General features: G+C 49.9%; 15 protein-coding genes and 1 tRNA gene. 8 read left to right on the top strand and 8 right to left on the bottom strand.

Annotated features, from left to right (window positions below; genetic code table 11):
• The first annotated feature begins 2 nt into the window (after positions 1–2).
• Positions 3–755, top strand: coding sequence for a methyltransferase domain-containing protein (locus CAG64_RS04060; RefSeq protein WP_161454010.1), 753 nt, complete (start codon positions 3–5; stop codon positions 753–755).
• Here the strand turns inward: CAG64_RS04060 and rnhA are convergent.
• On the bottom strand, positions 740–1,204 hold the full coding sequence (gene rnhA / locus CAG64_RS04055; RefSeq protein ID WP_021705820.1) for a ribonuclease HI: 465 nt from the start codon (positions 1,202–1,204) through the stop codon (positions 740–742). The two genes, CAG64_RS04060 and rnhA, sit on opposite strands and share 16 nt — an antisense overlap.
• 57 nt (positions 1,205–1,261) lie before the next feature.
• Here rnhA and dnaQ point away from each other — a divergent pair, with 57 nt between their 5' ends.
• Together dnaQ and CAG64_RS04045 are read left to right on the top strand one after the other, a co-directional pair.
• On the top strand, positions 1,262–1,999 hold the full coding sequence (dnaQ, locus tag CAG64_RS04050; protein WP_021705819.1) for a DNA polymerase III subunit epsilon: 738 nt from the start codon (positions 1,262–1,264) through the stop codon (positions 1,997–1,999).
• An 8-nt stretch (positions 2,000–2,007) separates the two neighbouring features.
• Positions 2,008–3,261, top strand: coding sequence for a TIGR03503 family protein (locus CAG64_RS04045; RefSeq protein WP_161454009.1), 1,254 nt, complete (start codon positions 2,008–2,010; stop codon positions 3,259–3,261).
• 58 nt (positions 3,262–3,319) lie between these two features.
• Here the strand turns inward: CAG64_RS04045 and fadE are convergent, their stop codons facing one another.
• Positions 3,320–5,764, bottom strand: a complete 2,445-nt coding sequence (fadE, locus tag CAG64_RS04040) for an acyl-CoA dehydrogenase FadE (RefSeq protein ID WP_161488300.1) — start codon at positions 5,762–5,764, stop codon at positions 3,320–3,322.
• 305 nt (positions 5,765–6,069) lie between these two features.
• Between fadE and lpcA the strand changes: the two genes are divergently transcribed.
• Positions 6,070–6,645: a D-sedoheptulose 7-phosphate isomerase gene (gene lpcA, locus CAG64_RS04035; protein WP_021705816.1), complete on the top strand. Its 576-nt coding sequence runs from the start codon at positions 6,070–6,072 to the stop codon at positions 6,643–6,645.
• A 33-nt stretch (positions 6,646–6,678) separates the two neighbouring features.
• The gene (locus CAG64_RS04030) at positions 6,679–7,524 is read left to right on the top strand and encodes a class II glutamine amidotransferase (RefSeq protein ID WP_021705815.1); all 846 of its coding nucleotides are present in this window, start codon (positions 6,679–6,681) and stop codon (positions 7,522–7,524) included.
• A gap of 60 nt (positions 7,525–7,584) precedes the next feature.
• Here the strand turns inward: CAG64_RS04030 and purN are convergent, their stop codons facing one another.
• Positions 7,585–8,223, bottom strand: coding sequence for a phosphoribosylglycinamide formyltransferase (gene purN, locus CAG64_RS04025; RefSeq protein ID WP_021705814.1), 639 nt, complete (start codon positions 8,221–8,223; stop codon positions 7,585–7,587).
• Positions 8,224–8,225: 2 nt separating this feature from the next.
• Positions 8,226–9,266 carry a phosphoribosylformylglycinamidine cyclo-ligase gene (gene purM / locus CAG64_RS04020; protein WP_161488299.1) on the bottom strand — a complete coding sequence of 347 codons (1,041 nt, stop codon included), beginning with the start codon at positions 9,264–9,266 and terminating at the stop codon, positions 8,226–8,228.
• 179 nt (positions 9,267–9,445) lie between these two features.
• Between purM and upp the strand changes: the two genes are divergently transcribed.
• A complete protein-coding gene (gene upp, locus CAG64_RS04015; protein WP_021705812.1) occupies positions 9,446–10,072 on the top strand; it encodes a uracil phosphoribosyltransferase in 627 nt (208 codons plus the stop codon).
• A 57-nt stretch (positions 10,073–10,129) separates the two neighbouring features.
• On the opposite strand, the gene rluF is transcribed toward upp, so the two are convergent.
• From rluF to CAG64_RS04000, 3 genes are all read right to left on the bottom strand, one after another.
• Positions 10,130–11,149 carry a 23S rRNA pseudouridine(2604) synthase RluF gene (gene rluF, locus CAG64_RS04010; protein ID WP_161488298.1) on the bottom strand — a complete coding sequence of 340 codons (1,020 nt, stop codon included), beginning with the start codon at positions 11,147–11,149 and terminating at the stop codon, positions 10,130–10,132.
• A 96-nt stretch (positions 11,150–11,245) separates the two neighbouring features.
• Entirely contained in the window at positions 11,246–11,827 is a 582-nt protein-coding gene (smrA, locus tag CAG64_RS04005; protein WP_161488297.1) for a DNA endonuclease SmrA, read from the bottom strand.
• Positions 11,828–11,995: 168 nt separating this feature from the next.
• Positions 11,996–12,136, bottom strand: a complete 141-nt coding sequence (locus CAG64_RS04000) for a DUF3149 domain-containing protein (RefSeq protein WP_039424584.1) — start codon at positions 12,134–12,136, stop codon at positions 11,996–11,998.
• A 255-nt stretch (positions 12,137–12,391) separates the two neighbouring features.
• Between CAG64_RS04000 and CAG64_RS03995 the strand changes: the two genes are divergently transcribed.
• A tRNA-Pro gene (locus CAG64_RS03995) sits at positions 12,392–12,468 on the top strand.
• 174 nt (positions 12,469–12,642) lie between these two features.
• Here the strand turns inward: CAG64_RS03995 and CAG64_RS03990 are convergent.
• On the bottom strand, positions 12,643–13,506 hold the full coding sequence (locus tag CAG64_RS03990; protein WP_161488296.1) for a TraB/GumN family protein: 864 nt from the start codon (positions 13,504–13,506) through the stop codon (positions 12,643–12,645).
• A 416-nt stretch (positions 13,507–13,922) separates the two neighbouring features.
• Between CAG64_RS03990 and CAG64_RS03985 the strand changes: the two genes are divergently transcribed.
• On the top strand, positions 13,923–16,577 hold the full coding sequence (locus CAG64_RS03985; protein ID WP_161489217.1) for a beta-N-acetylhexosaminidase: 2,655 nt from the start codon (positions 13,923–13,925) through the stop codon (positions 16,575–16,577).
• The last annotated feature ends 237 nt before the right edge of the window (positions 16,578–16,814 follow it).

Genomic DNA, 16,814 nt, shown 5'->3' with positions numbered 1-16,814 from the left:
TGATGAAGCCAGCTCGCAGTGAAAAAAAGCTAGAAAAGCCACATTCTTGGTCGCAGCTTAAGAACGGTCAATGGGTGAGTGAATCCATTCAAACCCGTTTGGACGAGTGGTGTCCCAAATTGTTTGGCTACCATATGCTCAAACTGGGCGGGTTGAGCTGTGAGCTTTCCAGCGGTAATTGTAACATTCAACACCAAGTAAATCTCGATATCCATAACCCGTTGCATAATGTGATCGCCGATGGTTACGATTTGCCCTTTTTAGAAAAAAGTTTTGACGCGGCTATTTTGGCTCATCAGTTGGACTACTGTAATGATCCTCACCGCATCTTACGAGAAGTAGACCGGGTGATGATAGACGATGGTTATCTGATTGTGACTGGATTTAACCCGCTTAGTCTGACGGGGCTCGCGAGTCTGATGCCATGGCGCAAGAATAATTTGCCGTGGAGTGGACGGATGTTTACTCCCAATCGCATCAAAGACTGGCTGGGGCTGCTCAACTATCAGGTGATCCATTGTGACTGCTATGCGTTGTTTCCAATGCAAAAATACCGCACGATGTGGACCTGGCTGGAGGGTGGGTTTGGTGATTGGGCTTCGCCGTTTGGTAGTTTGTATTTTATCGTGGCACGCAAACGGACGTATCCGCTTAAACCGATCAAACCGCACTGGCGCATTAAACGCCGCCTGTCACCGGTGAGTGTGAATTATCGGCTCAGACGGCAGAATTCATCGGATCAGCTAGGGACGTAGCCAGTGTCTTCTTCCGTTGGGTTTTCAGCGGCGGCTCGGGCTAGTTCATCACAGATTTCATTTTCGCGGTGGCCGGCATGTCCTTTAACCCAATGCCACTCCACCTGATGGCGTTGAGTTTCTTTATCGAGCTCCTGCCACAAATCCGCATTTTTGACCGGCTTTTTGTCCGCGGTTTTCCAGCCGCGTTTTTTCCAATTGTGAATCCATTGCGTGATCCCCTGACGAACATACTGGCTGTCGGTGGTCAGTATCACGTGGCACGGCTCTTTTAACGTTCGCAGTGCCACAATAGTGGCCAGCATTTCCATCCGGTTATTGGTGGTCAGTGTGTAGCCTTTGGCTAAGGTTTTTTCGGTCTGCTTGTAGCGTAATACAATGCCATAACCGCCGGGACCGGGGTTGCCAAGACAGGAACCATCAGTGAAAATTTCCACCTGTTTCGTCATGATTTGATACTATTTGGTTTAAGCACATTATTTGCATAGTCTGACACACATTTTGTTATGAATACCAGCGACAATTCCAGCCAGCGACGTATAGTGGTACTCGATACCGAAACCACAGGTATGAACCGCGAAGGTGGCCCTCATTATCAGGGACACCGCATTATCGAAATCGGTGCTGTTGAGATCATCAACCGCAAACTGACCGGTCGTCATTTTCACGTCTATATTAAACCGGATCGGGAAATCCAGCCGGAGGCGATTGAGGTTCACGGTATTACCGATGAGTTTCTGGTCGATAAGCCCGACTACCGGGCAATCCACGATGAATTTCTAGAGTTTATCAAAGGCGCCGAACTGGTTGCCCATAATGCGCCCTTCGACGTGGGCTTTATGGATTACGAGTTCGGTATGTTGAGTCCAGACATCGGTAAAACAGATGATTTCTGTAAGGTGACCGATACGTTGGCCATGGCGAAGAAGATCTTCCCGGGCAAACGCAACAACCTCGACGTCTTGTGTGACCGTTACGGCATTGATAATTCACACCGGACGCTCCACGGGGCCTTGCTCGATGCGGAAATTTTGGCGGATGTTTATCTGCTGATGACTGGCGGTCAAACGACGCTCCAGTTTAATGCCGGCAGCAGCGATGGCGGGGCCGGTGAGTCGATCCGACGGGCCAGCAGTGGCCGAAAAGCGCTAAAGGTTCTACGTGCATCGGCCGATGAAATGGAAGCACATCAACAGCGATTAGACATCGTAGCGAAGAGTGGTAACTGCCTCTGGCGTCAATAGGAGAAAGGATGTTGAGGATTTTTCTGGCCCTGGTTGGGGCATTGTTAGCGACACACAGTCTGGCGAGTGAGGAATCCTCCCTGTCACTGCTCGATAACCGTTTTCGAGTTGATCCGACCATCAAGCAGATTACTTTTGTGATTTATCGGGCTGAGCGCTCCCAGCCTGTGGTGTTGGTGCGTCCCGACGGTAAGAAGTACTATTCGTGGAAAAGCCCGGACAATGTCAACTGGTATCAGGAGTCGGCGATGGACATCGTAACCATTGACGATCCGATGCCAGGCCCCTGGCAGGCGATTGGCAAAGTAACGCCGAAAAACAAAATCAAGCTGCTCTCGCATCTCAAGTTGACCACAGATACTTTCCCCAGTCGTTTGTTTCATGGTGAACAGATCAAGTTCACCGCGCGTTTGACCTCAGAAGATAAACCTGTGGTGCTGAGGGATTTTCTCGACCGGGTCAAACTCAAAGTCACTTTTACCAAGTTTGTTGAAAATGAAGATTCACTGGCCAACGAAGCCCGTCCAGTGCCGGAAGTGATCGGTGAATTTGCCGACGATGGGCGCGGTCTGGATGAGCGGCCGGGTGACGGTATATTTACGGTCTCGCTGCCCATTTCCCCTCAACCTGGCAAATATCGGGTCCGGGTTACATCTGGAAACGGAGTCTTCCTCCGAGCTCAGGAGCAGGAAGTGCTGGTGTACCCAACGCCAGTTCAGGCTACCTTTATTCAGGCTCGTGAGAAACAACAGGCGCATCAGATCGTCGTCTCCGGAGAGCAGGGCATGATAGAGCCCGGCACGATCGCCGCGCATATTGAACATGAAAACGCCCAGGGTGACAAACTGGATGTGGAACAGGCGGCCAGCCAGGATGCGATGAAAGTTACCTTGATTGTACCGCAGGCCGATGAGCTGGGTAATTTTCGCTGGAGTGGGGTAGTGTATGCGTCAGAGTTGTCTACGCGTCGCCCGTTAGTGTTCCCGTTGACGGAGAAAACATACAGCGTAGTGGACGATGTGAATATCGCGGAAACGCGTCGGTTGCAGGAAGAAGAACAAGCCAAGCGGGATGAGATGCTGGAACAGATTCGTTTGTTGCAAGAGCGGGAAGCACAGCGCCAACGCAGCACGATGATCATACTTATCGGCAATATTGCGGCTATCGCTTTAGGCCTGATTGTGTGGTTGGTGCTGCGCAAAATTCGGATGAAGCGAGCGGCCATTCCTGAAATGCAACTGGATATGCCAACGAAAAAGTGAAGACCAGAGCAATAAAAAAGGCTGCCATGGGCAGCCCTTTTTCATGGCGGTGATTTGGTTATGCCACGTCATCCATGGCCGGATACTGTGGCTTTGCGGCCAAAGCTTGGGGGGCAAAGTCGTCCACGTTAATGGTGTACAGGCGATGCGTTTCGGCGTCTTTCAGTAGCTGAGCTTCCGCTTCACTGATCAGTCCTTTTTCCAGCCCTGTTTCTGCCAGGCTGTCCAGATTCATGAACGGCCGACGCTCGTTGAGGGCTTTACACAGTTTGTTGAAGACTGGCTCTGCTTCCAGAACCACTGTCAGTGCCTGCTCAATTTTACCAGCCGGGTTGTGCTCGGTTGGCTCCAGGTATTGGAATCGGCCCAGACGAGAGCGTGTCGCACACGGTGTTTGTAGGATCTGTGCAACCTGGTTGTCCAGTTTGTCATTTGGCGCTTTACGTACGCGGCCAAATGGCAGGATCAATACCCGCAAGGCTTTTGCGATGACTTTATTCGGGAAGTTCGCCAGAAACTCGTCAATCGCGACTTCCGCTTGTTTCAGGCTGTCTTGCAGTCCCCAGTGCACCAGAGGCAGATCGTCCGCTGATCGCCCGTCCTGCTCAAAACGTTTGAGTGTGGCTGAGCTTAAGTACAGCTGACTGAGAATATCACCAAGGCGCGCAGACAAGCGCTCTTTACGCTTCAGTGAGCCGCCAAGCACGGCCATTGAAATATCGGCCAGCAGGGCAAGGTTAGCGCTATAACGGTTGAGTTGCTGATAGTAGCGCTTAGTAGTGTCTTTGGTCGGGGCAGAAGAGCCACGACCATCCGTCAGACCAAGCCACGCACTGCGAATCAGGTTACTCATCGTAAAACTAACATGGCCGGCGAGCGCGCTGTCAAACTGTTCTACTGCGTCGGAGGCGTCAGAGTAAGCGGCATCCATTTCTTTTAACACATATGGATGGCAGCGAATCGCCCCCTGGCCAAAGATGATCATCGAACGGGTCAGGATGTTCGCGCCTTCAACCGTCACGGCGATCGGTGCGCCCTGATAAGATCGGGCCAGGAAGTTGGACGGCCCCATACAGATCCCTTTACCGCCCACGATGTCCATCGCATCAATGATCGAGCGCTGGCCCCGGTGGGTACAGTGGTATTTCACAATAGCCGAGATAACCGACGGCTTTTCGCCCAAGTCGATACCAGCGACCGTCAGATTGCTGGCAGCATCCATCACATAGGCGTTACCCGCCAGACGCGCTAATGGCTCTTCGATGCCTTCCATGTGACCAATCGGCTGTTTGAACTGACGACGGATACGGGCGTACGCACCGGTCGCCATAGCGGCCGTTTTAACACCGCCGGTAGAGTTGGATGGTAAGGTGATGCCGCGTCCGACCGACAGACACTCCACCAACATTCTCCAGCCTTGGCCTGCCATTTCCTGACCACCGATGATGAAATCAAGAGGCACGAAGATGTCTTTCGCGCGAGTCGGACCATTTTGGAATGGCACGTTCAGCGGGAAGTGACGGTTACCGATTTCGACGCCTTTCAAGTGAGTCGGAATCAGGGCACATGTGATCCCCAGATCTTCTTTGTCACCCAGCAGGCCGTCAGGATCGCGCAGTTTGAATGCCAGGCCAAGCACAGTGGCTACCGGTGCCAGCGTGATGTAACGCTTGTTCCAGGTCAGGCGCATACCCAGTACTTCTTCGCCTTCCCATTCGCCTTTGCACACCACACCATAATCGGGAATGGCGCCAGCATCAGAGCCGGCTTCCGGACTGGTCAGTGCAAAACAGGGGATCTCTTTCCCCTCCGCCAGGCGCGGCAGGTAATGGTTCTTTTGCTCTTCAGTGCCGTAATGCTGCAGCAGTTCACCGGGACCCAGAGAGTTTGGAACGCCGACGGTGGAAGACAATACGCCAGAAACACCAGTCAGTTTTTGCAGCACCAGCGATTGGGCATAAGCTGAAAACTCCAGGCCGCCATATTTTTTCTTAATGATCATGGCAAAGAATTTGTGGTCTTTCAGGTACTGCCAGACTTCCGGAGGCAGATCGGCCAGTTCATGCGTGACCTGATAGTCACTGACCATGGCACACACTTCGTTGACCGGGCCATCCAGGAAAGCCTGCTCTTCCGCGCTTAATGTCGGGGCGGCAATGTTATGCAGTTTGTTCCATTCTGGCTTGCCTTTGAACAGCTCCGCTTCCCACCATACCGTGCCTGCATCGAGAGCTTCTTTTTCTGTCTGTGACATCGCTGGCAGGACTTTCTTAAACAGTGACAGGGCTTTCGCACTGATCAGCTTTTGACGTACTGATGGGACGGCCAGCAGTGCCACCGCTGCAAGGTACACCACCCAGCTGATTGGGCCGACACTACCAAAGATGGTTAATGCCGCCATGGTAACCGTCAGGACGGTCAGCGCGGTGCCGATCGACGTCCTGTGATAAAGGCACGCAGAGAGTACCGCGAGGAAACCAAGTGTAGAGAGCAAGATGTCCATAATTATTGTTCCTTCTGAAACATACCCGCTGTTTGGATATGTGACGTATTATAAGTGGTCTAACCAGTTATAAGTGTAATCAAAATATTAATGAAATGTAAAACATGAAAGTGTGCAAAAAGTGATCTCAGTAGAGTGAATATTCTAAATAGGTGAGCTGTGGCAGACCCTGAGGTAACAGAAATAGCGAGAAAGACAGAATTCTTACCGCTTCACTATCGACAGTGAGAATTGTTTGAGTAAACTCAGATTAACCGTGCGCTCTCCCCGGAGCGTAAACGAAATAACAAATAAGAGATGAACCTATGTACCAGGATCTGATTAGAAGTGAATTAAACGAAGCGGCCGACGTTCTGCATAAATTCCTGAGCGATGATCACAATATCGCTCAGATTCAAGCTGCGGCCAAAGTGATCGCGGATTCGTTCAAACAAGGCGGCAAAGTGTTGTCTTGCGGCAACGGCGGCTCTCACTGCGATGCGATGCACTTTGCTGAAGAGCTGACGGGGCGTTACCGTGACAATCGTCCGGGTTACCCTGGTATTGCGATTTCCGATCCGAGCCACCTTTCTTGCGTCAGTAACGATTTTGGCTACGACTACGTCTTTTCTCGTTATGTCGAAGCGGTCGGCTCTGAAGGGGACGTACTGTTCGGTTTATCGACTTCTGGTAACTCTGGCAATATTCTGAAAGCGATTGAAGCGGCTAAAGCCAAAGGGATGAAAACCATAGCTCTGACGGGCAAAGACGGCGGCAAGATGGCTGGTCTGGCGGATGTGGAAATTCGGGTACCGCATTTTGGTTACGCAGATCGTATTCAGGAAGTGCACATCAAGATCATCCACATCGTGATTCAATTGATTGAAAAAGAAATGGAATAAGCCTTATAGGGCGGTCAGGGAGTTTTAAAAACCATGTGTGAACTGCTCGGCATGAGCGCAAATGTACCCACCGATATCTGTTTCAGCTTTACCGGACTGATGCAGCGGGGAGGAAAAACCGGGCCACATCGTGATGGCTGGGGGATCACCTTTTACGAAGGGAAAGGGTTTCGTACCTTTAAAGACCCTAACCCGAGCTGCCAGTCTAAGATCGCGGAATGGGTGCAGAACTATCCGATCAAAAGCTGCGCGGTTGTGAGTCATATCCGACAGGCGAACCGTGGGGGCGTGAATCTGGAAAATACCCATCCGTTCACTCGCGAGCTTTGGGGACGTTACTGGACATTTGCGCACAATGGGCAGTTGTCAGGTTATTTGGACATGGACACCGGTCGGACTAGGCCGGTGGGCCAGACCGACAGCGAGCTGGCTTTTTGCTGGCTGCTCAACGAGATGGAAGAGAAGTTCCCAGAGCCACCTCAGGACATGATTGGTGTTTTCCAGTTCGTGGCAGCGCGCTGTGGCGTCCTCAAAGAGAAAGGAGTATTCAACATGCTGCTTTCTGACGGGGAATATGTCATGGCCTACTGTACCAATCATCTGTACTGGATTACTCGCCGGGCTCCGTTTGGCAAGGCGACCCTGATTGATGAAGATGTGACCATCAACTTTCAGGAAGAAACCACCCCGAATGACATTGTCTCGGTGATCGCGACCCAGCCACTGACCGATAACGAAAACTGGCATCGGATGAAGCCTGGCGAATACGGTCTGTTTCATTTCGGTGAATTGATCGATGGCAATGCGGCACAGCTGCATGATGTGCCGTTTGCAGCGGCCAAGCCGGGGAATCAGGCGCCGACTGAGCCTCTGGAATAATTCCAGGAAAAGAAAAAAGGGTTGATAAGACATCAACCCTTTTTTGATCGCGTGAGTATTTTACTCGCTGGCGTAGCCATGAATACCAAGCTGCTTGCCATCGAGAAACGCTTTACCGCCGCGCATTTCCAGGCGGTCGTTTACAAACCATTCCACCACCAGTGGGTAGATTTTGTATTCTTGCGTTTGAACCCGCTCAGTCAGCGTGTCGATGGTATCGTCATCGAAAATGGGCACCTTTGCCTGGAGGATCACCGGCCCGCCATCCAGTTGCTCAGTCACGAAGTGAACGCTGGTGCCATGCTCTTCATCACCCGCATGAATGGCGCGTTGATAGGTATTTAAGCCCGGATATTTCGGTAGCAGTGAGGGGTGAATGTTGATCATGCGCCCCATGTAATGGCGAACGAATTCACCACTAAGGATGCGCATGTAACCAGCCAGAACAATCAAATCCGGGCTGTACTCGTCAATCTGTTTCATCAGTTCATGATCGAAAGCGTCACGGGTATCGAATGACTTTGGATCGAGAAAGACACCTGCTGCCCCGGCTTTCTTGGCACGCTCTAAAGCATAAGCAGTTGCTTTGTTTGAAAAAACAGCGGTCACTTTGCCATTATTAATGCTGGTTTCACAAGCATCGATAATCGCTTGTAAGTTGGAACCATTTCCTGAAACTAAAACAACAATACTTTTCATGCTCAGTTGATCTCTACCTGTTCTTCTCCAGCTTGAGCATCAGCGATTTCACCGATGATCCAAGCGTTTTCTCCTTCCTGCTGCAACAGAGCAACCGCAGCATCGGCGTGCGCTTTTGGCAGTGCGACAATCAGGCCAACACCACAGTTGAAGGTGCGATACATTTCATGTGTCGTGACGTTGCCTTTTTCTTGCAGCCATTTAAAAATGACTGGCCATTCCCAGCTGTTTCCATCAATCACCGCTTTGGTGCCTTGTGGTAATACACGTGGAATGTTTTCCCAGAAGCCGCCGCCAGTGATGTGAGAAATGGCGTGAATGTCGTGTTCGGCGATCATTTTCAGCGCTGACTTGATGTAAATTCTGGTGGGTTCCAGCAGGTGTTCACCGATGGTACGACCATCCAGCTCTTCGTTTTTGTCCGCGCAAGAGACTTCCAGAATCTTGCGGATCAACGAGTAACCATTTGAGTGCGGGCCGCTTGAGCCAACCGCGATCAGTGCGTCGCCGGCTTGTATTTTTGTACCGTCGATGATGTCTTCTTTTTCAACAACACCAACGCAGAAACCTGCAACGTCGTAGTCTTCGCCTTCGTACATGCCTGGCATTTCAGCGGTCTCGCCACCAATCAGGGCACAACCTGCCTGAACACAACCATCGGCGATCCCGGTGACCACGTCGGCCGCGGTATCGACATCCAGTTTGCCGGTCGCGTAGTAATCTAGGAAAAACAGCGGCTCAGCACCTTGAACAATCAGGTCATTGACACACATCGCAACCAGGTCAATACCGATGGTATCGTGTTTGTTCATATCCAGAGCCAGACGCAGTTTCGTGCCAACGCCATCGGTACCGGAAACCAAAACCGGCTGTTTGTATTTCGTTGGCAGTTCGCACAGAGCGCCAAAACCGCCGATACCGCCCATCACTTCAGGACGACGAGTACGTTTTACTGCACCTTTGATTCGGTCAACAAGCGCATTGCCTGCATCGATGTCTACACCAGCGTCTTTGTAGCTAAGAGAAGAGTTGTTACCGCTCACGGGAAAGTCCTCGAACTTAAGTTGGATATGAAAACGGCGCTATTCTACCAGTGCTTAAACACAAAGAGCAAACGTTTGCGCTAGTTTTTTATCTTAGCTCAGATCAAGATATTGAGAGGGAAATCGTTTATAATCGGAAAGTTTGTTTAAAAATTGCCAATACTAAGCCGGAGATGGAAATGAAAGTTGTTGAAGTTAAACACCCTCTAGTGAAGCACAAGATCGGTCTAATGCGAGAAGGTGATATCAGCACAAAGCGTTTTCGTGAGCTAGCAACAGAAGTAGGTAGTCTGTTGACTTACGAAGCAACCGCGGACTTTGAAACTGAGAAAGTAACCATTGATGGCTGGAACGGCCCGGTAGAAGTCGATCAGATCAAAGGCAAGAAAGTGACTGTTGTACCGATTCTGCGCGCAGGTCTGGGTATGATGGATGGTGTTCTGGAGCACATGCCAAGTGCACGTATCAGTGTGGTCGGTATCTACCGTGACGAAGAAACCCTGGAGCCAGTTCCGTACTTCAACAAGCTAGCTTCGAACATCGGTGAGCGTATCGCGCTGGTGGTGGATCCGATGTTGGCTACTGGTGGTTCGATGATCGCCACTATCGACCTTCTGAAAGAGCAGGGCTGTAATCAGATCAAAGTGCTGGTGCTGGTGGCGGCGCCGGAAGGGATTGAAGCGTTAGAAAAAGCACACCCGGATGTTGAGCTGTACACTGCTGCGATCGACGAAAAGCTGAACGACAAAGGCTACATTGTTCCGGGACTGGGTGACGCGGGTGATAAGATTTTTGGTACGAAATAACACGCGATAACCTTGAATAGAAAAGGGGAGCATGACGCTCCCCTTTTTATTGGTGATTTATTTTTTCAGGCTGAGAGTACCACCGGTACGAGGTTTCGCACTTGGCCGTGGCGCCGAGTGACCTGCTGCTGGTTTTCGGTACGGTTTGTGACTTTCGGATGTTGGCTTTTGTGGGCCGCGACCTTTTTTCGAATTCGGCGCGTGGCGGAATGCGTCGGCATTGTTGCCTTTAAACGTGCGGCTCTTTGGGTTTCGGCGAGCACTGGAGTTTTGATTTTCTTCCCGGCTGTCAAAGAGCTTAGCATCCGTGGCTTTGCGAATGCGCTTACCCTGGCTGTCGACTTTTGATGCTTCTTCGGTGCTGCTGGAGTCTTCACACATCGCCAGAATGTCATTCACTTCCGAGTCACTCAGGTAGCGCCACTGGCCGTTAGGAATACCGTCCAGAGTGATGTTCATAATGCGTACCCGACGCAGCTTAAACACTTCGTACCCCAAAGCTTCACACATCCGGCGAATCTGACGGTTAAGACCTTGTGTCAGGACGATACGGAAAGAAAATTTGGTTTCACGCGTCACTTTGCATGGCAGGGTGATGGTATCGAGAATTTGGACGCCTGCGCTCATTTGGCGAATGAATTCATCACTGACAGGTTTGTCGACTCGAACAACGTACTCTTTCTCGTGATTGTTCCCGGCGCGTAAAATTTTATTAACGATATCACCATCATTGGTGAGGAAAATCAGACCGTCAGACGGCTTATCGAGACGGCCAATTGGAAAAATACGCTTTTTATGCCCGATGAAGTCGACGATGTTGCCCGGAACATCGCGTTCGGTGGTGCAGGTAATACCGGTCGGCTTATTCAGCGCAATATAAATCGGCTTTTCTTTGGCGCTAACCGGGTTGCCGTCGATGCAGACATCATCTCCGGGAAGGACTTTTGTCCCCATTTCCGGAACGGTGCCATTGATGGTTACCCGACCCTGTTCGATCAGTTTATCGGCTTCGCGACGAGAGCAGTAACCTGTCTCACTGATGTATTTATTGAGGCGTTTTGCTGAATCTTGTGACATGTTGTTCTCTCTACGTTTCACAACGGCAATCGGTAAAAACAGAGCAGCTATTAAAGCTGCTCACTATCTGCGCGGAGTGTACCATTAATGGTGCTGTTAGCCCATGCGTTTTTGGTGGCGCTCCCGGTTTTCCATTTTTTTGTCGCTGCTCTTTCTGAGCAAGACGTACACCGCCCCGGTGCCGCCGTGGAAGCGCTGTGCACTGTGAGCACACTGCACGTCGCGTATTTGTGTCAGCCAGGTTGCCACATAGCTTTTCATCAGAGCTGGCGGGTTGGATTTTTCCCCCCGACCATGCACGATCACAACCGTGCGGATATCCATAGAGATGCATTGACGCAAGAAGGAAATGACTTCGTCACGGGCTTCTTTCAGTGTTTTTCGGTGCAAATCCAGCCGAGCCTGAATCGGGTACTTCCCGAGCCTCAGTTTGCGATAGACGCCTTCCTGCACACCGTCACGCTTAAACTCGATCACGTCTTGCGGCTTGAGCATACTGGCATGTTCGGTCGACAGATACTCAGGGTCATCTTCGGTAAGCCAGATTGCGGCCTCACGTTTGGCCAGTTGCGCTTCGGTCACGCTGTGGCTTTTTTTCAGTTCCGCGGTATCGTTTTTGAGCGGTTTGACGTCTCCCATCATTTCATGGAAGAGGGCAAAATCATCGTCATGAGACATAATGGCATCTCACTGGTAGGGATCAATAACAGGATTATACCAACCGAAAAAGGTGAGTGATCACTTATCTTTTCAATTCAGTCTTAAAGGCAATAAAAAACCGGATTAGACAAGCAATCTAATCCGGTGCATAGCGTCACACTACTCTACGAATAGGTGCTAAGCGATCTAGTGAGGAGATTTGTCGTTCATAACCTTGTAAATGAAGAAACCGCCGTAGAACAGCATCAGACCCAAAGCGCCAAAGATTACTATCATTGAAGATAGCCCCACTGCATTACCAAATAGGAGATCAAGCCAAAAGTCCATGTTTCCTCCAAAGTTGCGAAGACGGGGTTTACGTTAATGCTTGCTTGGCTCGGCGACACTGATCTGGATCAATTGTGTTGCATAGGTTGATAATATGTTTCTTCGGGTGTGTTTTTTGTCACAATTTGTGGCCCGTTGATGATGTTTTAGCCGAACAAACTGAAATTCAGAAAAACTGAGCCAAATCACTTGCGTTCAACATGAGAATCCGTAATATACGCATCCGTTGACGGGCAATAGCCTGAACAACTTTTTCGGTGAATAGCGCAGTTTGGTAGCGCATCTGGTTTGGGACCAGAGGGTCGGGGGTTCGAATCCCTCTTCACCGACCACATTTAAGGCCTCAGCAGAAATGCTGGGGCTTTTTCGTTTTTGGTGTTTAGGTTTAGTAGGGCCGCGACTCGGGTCGTGGGCTGGAGCGCCAGTCCGATCGAATCCCTCTTCAGCGACCATATTGCTTAGCCCCGACAGTGATGTCGGGGCTTATATTGGTGTCTTCGTCTTGTTCACAGCATGCAGTGTGCGATTTGGCTGTCCGAAAGCTGAGCGATCTGAAAGCCTTTTTGTGTGAGTAGGTCGATCAGGTTATCTTTACCGACCAAATGAAGCGCACCGACTACAACCAGATAGCGACCAGCCGGCTTGGGCAATATCGTGCCATTGTCGAGCTTGGTGGCCCAGTCACGATTACGCTGATAGAGAAATTGTTCCGTGAACGTGTCGCTGACCGATGACAGATCCGCAGACTCGACCAGCTTTTGCGCGTCGCCAGCCTTCCAGCTGTTGATCAGGCAATCCGTTAGTTGCTCTCCTTTATCATAGTCACTGAGTATGGAGGTCAGTAGCTCTTTACCTCCCTGCGGCTGGCCGGTGAGTACGTCAATCTGAAACTGCAAAGGTTCAAGGCTCAGCACCGGAACATTGTTGATGGTCGCTTTGGACATTAATCTCATATCAACCCCATCTCCCGGGTTGTAGCCAAGATGAGAAAATTGTGCCATTTGGATACTTAGGGCGGTTTGCCAGGGCGGGAGTTGCATCAGGACTTCATAAGAGAGCCCGGTTTCTTTTGCAATTCGGGCAATTTGGCTTGCTTCTTGTTCAGAAGTGACCTGCTTCGTGAGTAACGTTGCTGGCGGGTAGACTGCGCCATCGGTTTTGCGTACATCCGTTTCGATAATCAAGCCGTCACTCTTGACCAGAAAGTGCGTGATGGCTGTTGGTAATGGATACATGCTTTCGTCACCAACGTGCACCGAACCGAGAATGAAGTAGTGGAGGTCGCCTTTTTGTGCAGACCAGAAAAGTGGCTGGGCAAATAGATTTGCGCTCCATAAGCACGTCAGTGTAATGGCGAGTAGCCTCAACATATCAATAATCCTTTCTTGTTGTTTTTGTCCGAATGCCAGTGCGGAAAAAACGTCATTTTGCGACTATTTAATCGCAATTGACGCACTGTTAAGTGAGAGTCATTTCACAAAATGGCACTCTGCTTGTTATAGCACCAATGCATTGCTTAATGATGAGAGTGATGTGGATCATCATTTCTCTTGCTGTGGTAAGCAAATAAGTGACATTGTTCGCAGTAATCTCGTTAATTTACTCTTTTCGTTTTTAACGTATTCTATAACCTTTTGATATTTATGTTTTTTATTTTTTAGTTCCAAGCTAATTTTGATACGGATCACGTCTCAATCTGAATAATTTTACGCTAAAAAATAACTTCTTGTATGGTGAAGAAAAGCCGGGCTAGCGGCTGTTTTTTCACTGTTTGGGGGGAAGTAGGATGTTGAAACATAGTGTTGTAGCGGCTTCAGTGATTGCGATGTTGGCAGGATGTGCGTCGATGCAAAGTACGGAGCAGCAGGTTGTAAATGCTCTGGCCGACAATTTGGATATTCAGTATCAGGTCATCACCAATCACGGTGCAAATCAAGGTTTGGCGTGTCAGGATTTAGGAGCGGAATGGGCATCTTGTAATCAGGTGAATATGACGCTGGTCAATCAGGGAGATGCGATTAACGCCACTGACTGGGCAATCTACTTCCACAGTATCCGACTGATTCTGGATGTGGATAACGATCAGTTTAAAGTAACCCGAGTGACCGGGGATTTGCATAAACTGGAGCCCACTGAGAAATTCGACGGTTTTGCGCCCGGCGAAAAAGTGGTGTTGCCGCTGATTGGTGAGTATTGGCAATTATTCGAAACCGACTTTCTGCCTGGTGCGTTTGTCACAGCGCCCAATGCGCAACCGAAAGTGATGGCATCGCTCGACAGTGAAGATGTGGGCACGTTTGTGTCAGGTCTGACAGGTGACAACCTCAAGCGCACACCGGATGACAACAATGTGTTTGCTACGGCGGAGTCGCGTTTTGATAACAACACCGATCTGTCACCTCAAGATGTGTCCGCCACGTTATTGCCCACTCCGCAGCAAGTGAACGTTGGTTCGGGCAGTGTGGACATTGCCCAGGGGATAGCATTGCCAAAGTCGGTCTTCAATGCGGATCAATTTGCTGCCCTTGAAGCGAGAGCGAATGTGCTTGGCCTGAACATCAACGGCGCATTCCCCGTGACCATCTCAATTAAACCGGATGATTTTTCGACTGAATTTGCCCGAACCGGTGCCTATGCGCTGAACATTAAGCGTGATGGCATCAGAATCAAAGTGTTTGACCAGGCCGGCGCTTTCTACGCGGTACAATCGATTTTTGGCCTGACGGACAGCCAGAATCCGACATCGTTGCCGCAACTGGCGATACAAGATGCTCCTCGTTTTGACTATCGAGGGATCATGGTGGATGTTGCACGTAACTTCCATTCCAAAGCGGCGATTCTGGCGACTCTGGACCAAATGGCTGCATACAAGATGAACAAATTGCATCTTCATTTGACCGATGATGAAGGGTGGCGTATCGAAATTCCGGGCTTGCCTGAACTAACAGAGATTGGCTCAAAGCGCTGTTTTGATACTGATGAGCAACGTTGTCTGCTACCTCAGTTAGGCTCTGGGCCGACAAGCGATAACTTTGGTAGTGGGTATTTCAGTAAGGCGGATTACATTGCCATATTAAAATACGCCAAAGCGCGCAATATTGAAGTGATACCGGAAATTGACATGCCGGCGCATGCGCGTGCAGCAGTTGTTGCAATGGAAGCGCGTTATACACGTCTGATGGCGGAAGGTAAGGAAGCATTGGCGAATGAGTTCCGCCTAATGGATCCGCAGGATACGTCCAATGTCACCACGGTTCAGTTCTACAATAAGCAAAGCTTCATTAACCCATGTCTGGAATCTTCCACCCGTTTTGTTGACAAGGTCATCTCTGAAGTCGCTGCGATGCATAAGCAAGCTGGTATGCCACTGACAACCTGGCATTTTGGCGGTGACGAAGCGAAGAATATTAAGCTGGGAGCGGGATTCCAGGATCTGAATGCAAAAGACAAAGTCAGTTGGAAAGGAACGATTGATTTGTCAAAGCAGGACAAACCGTTTGCCAAATCCCCTCAGTGTCAGACCCTGATTAATAGCGGAGAAGTCAGCGATTTCGCGCATCTGCCAAGCCATTTTGCTGAACAGGTATCCAAGCTGGTGGCCGAAAAAGGCATTACCCACTTCCAGGCCTGGCAAGATGGGCTAAAGTACAGTGACGCTGGTGCTGATTCATTTGCGACGGAAACAACCCGCGTCAACTTCTGGGATGTATTGTATTGGGGCGGCACCTCATCAGCCTATGAATGGGCTGAAAAGGGTTATGACGTGATAGTGTCGAACCCGGATTATGTCTACATGGACATGCCCTATGAAGCGGATCCGAAAGAGCGTGGTTATTATTGGGCAACGCGAGCAACGGACACTCGTAAGATGTTCGGCTTTGCTCCGGAAAACCTGCCGCAGAACGCAGAAACATCGTTCGATAGAGACGGCAATGGCTTCTCGGGAAAAGGTGAGATCGAGGCTAAACCATTTTATGGATTATCGGCTCAGTTATGGTCTGAAACCGTACGTAATGACGAGCAGTATCAGTACATGGTTTTTCCTCGAGTACTCGCAGCGGCTGAACGTGCCTGGCACCGTGCCGGTTGGGAGAACGACTACAAGGTGGGTGTGGAGTATTCACAGCAAACCAACCTTGTCGATAAACTGGCTTTAAATCAGGATTACAACCGGTTTGCTAACCTGTTAGGGCAACGTGAACTGGCGAAACTGGAAAAGGCGGGTATTGATTATCGTCTGCCCGTTCCGGGGGCGAGAATTGAGCAAGGGCAACTGGCAATGAATGTGCAATTTCCCGGGGTTGAGTTGCAATATTCTCTGGACGGCACGCAGTGGCAGACCTACATCGACTCACAGCGTCCAGAAGTGAGTGGAGAGGTCTTTATTCGCTCAGTGTCTGCCAGTGGTGAGCGGAGTAGTCGGATCACCAGTATCAAGTGAATATAGACTCTGATATCTAGCCAGCGGAAACGCTGGCTTTTTTTGTGCTAATTTTTTGTTCGATTTAATTAAAAATTGGTAATAAGAACAATAAGTTGATCTTTGATGATAATGTTTGTTGTTTAACCGTATGAATTTTAATGACTTTACTTGTTGGTATGTTTTTTGCGCAATGGATTTCTTATTTCAAAGGATTGAGGTGACAATGAGTAAGCCATTTCCATTTCCGCCCGAGAC

It is taken from the genome of Vibrio sp. V38_P2S17PM301 (genome assembly GCF_009904845.1).
GTDB lineage: Bacteria > Pseudomonadota > Gammaproteobacteria > Enterobacterales > Vibrionaceae > Vibrio > Vibrio proteolyticus.
Note: the sequence above shows the minus strand (reverse complement) of the source record. Positions and strands in the feature narration are given on the sequence as shown.

Bases quoted from the DNA above. Each gene is read 5' to 3' on its own strand.
- CAG64_RS04060 (WP_161454010.1), top strand. From the start codon at position 3: ATGAAGCCAGCTCGCAGTGAAAAAAAGCTAGAAAAGCCACATTCTTGG.
- upp (WP_021705812.1), top strand. From the start codon at position 9,446: ATGAAAGTTGTTGAAGTTAAACACCCTCTAGTGAAGCACAAGATCGGT.
- CAG64_RS04000 (WP_039424584.1), bottom strand. From the start codon at position 12,136: ATGGACTTTTGGCTTGATCTCCTATTTGGTAATGCAGTGGGGCTATCT.
- lpcA (WP_021705816.1), top strand. From the start codon at position 6,070: ATGTACCAGGATCTGATTAGAAGTGAATTAAACGAAGCGGCCGACGTT.
- CAG64_RS04045 (WP_161454009.1), top strand. From the start codon at position 2,008: ATGTTGAGGATTTTTCTGGCCCTGGTTGGGGCATTGTTAGCGACACAC.
- smrA (WP_161488297.1), bottom strand. From the start codon at position 11,827: ATGTCTCATGACGATGATTTTGCCCTCTTCCATGAAATGATGGGAGAC.
- rluF (WP_161488298.1), bottom strand. From the start codon at position 11,149: ATGTCACAAGATTCAGCAAAACGCCTCAATAAATACATCAGTGAGACA.
- fadE (WP_161488300.1), bottom strand. From the start codon at position 5,764: ATGGACATCTTGCTCTCTACACTTGGTTTCCTCGCGGTACTCTCTGCG.
- CAG64_RS03985 (WP_161489217.1), top strand. From the start codon at position 13,923: ATGTTGAAACATAGTGTTGTAGCGGCTTCAGTGATTGCGATGTTGGCA.
- CAG64_RS04030 (WP_021705815.1), top strand. From the start codon at position 6,679: ATGTGTGAACTGCTCGGCATGAGCGCAAATGTACCCACCGATATCTGT.
- dnaQ (WP_021705819.1), top strand. From the start codon at position 1,262: ATGAATACCAGCGACAATTCCAGCCAGCGACGTATAGTGGTACTCGAT.
- rnhA (WP_021705820.1), bottom strand. From the start codon at position 1,204: ATGACGAAACAGGTGGAAATTTTCACTGATGGTTCCTGTCTTGGCAAC.
- CAG64_RS03990 (WP_161488296.1), bottom strand. From the start codon at position 13,506: ATGTTGAGGCTACTCGCCATTACACTGACGTGCTTATGGAGCGCAAAT.
- purN (WP_021705814.1), bottom strand. From the start codon at position 8,223: ATGAAAAGTATTGTTGTTTTAGTTTCAGGAAATGGTTCCAACTTACAA.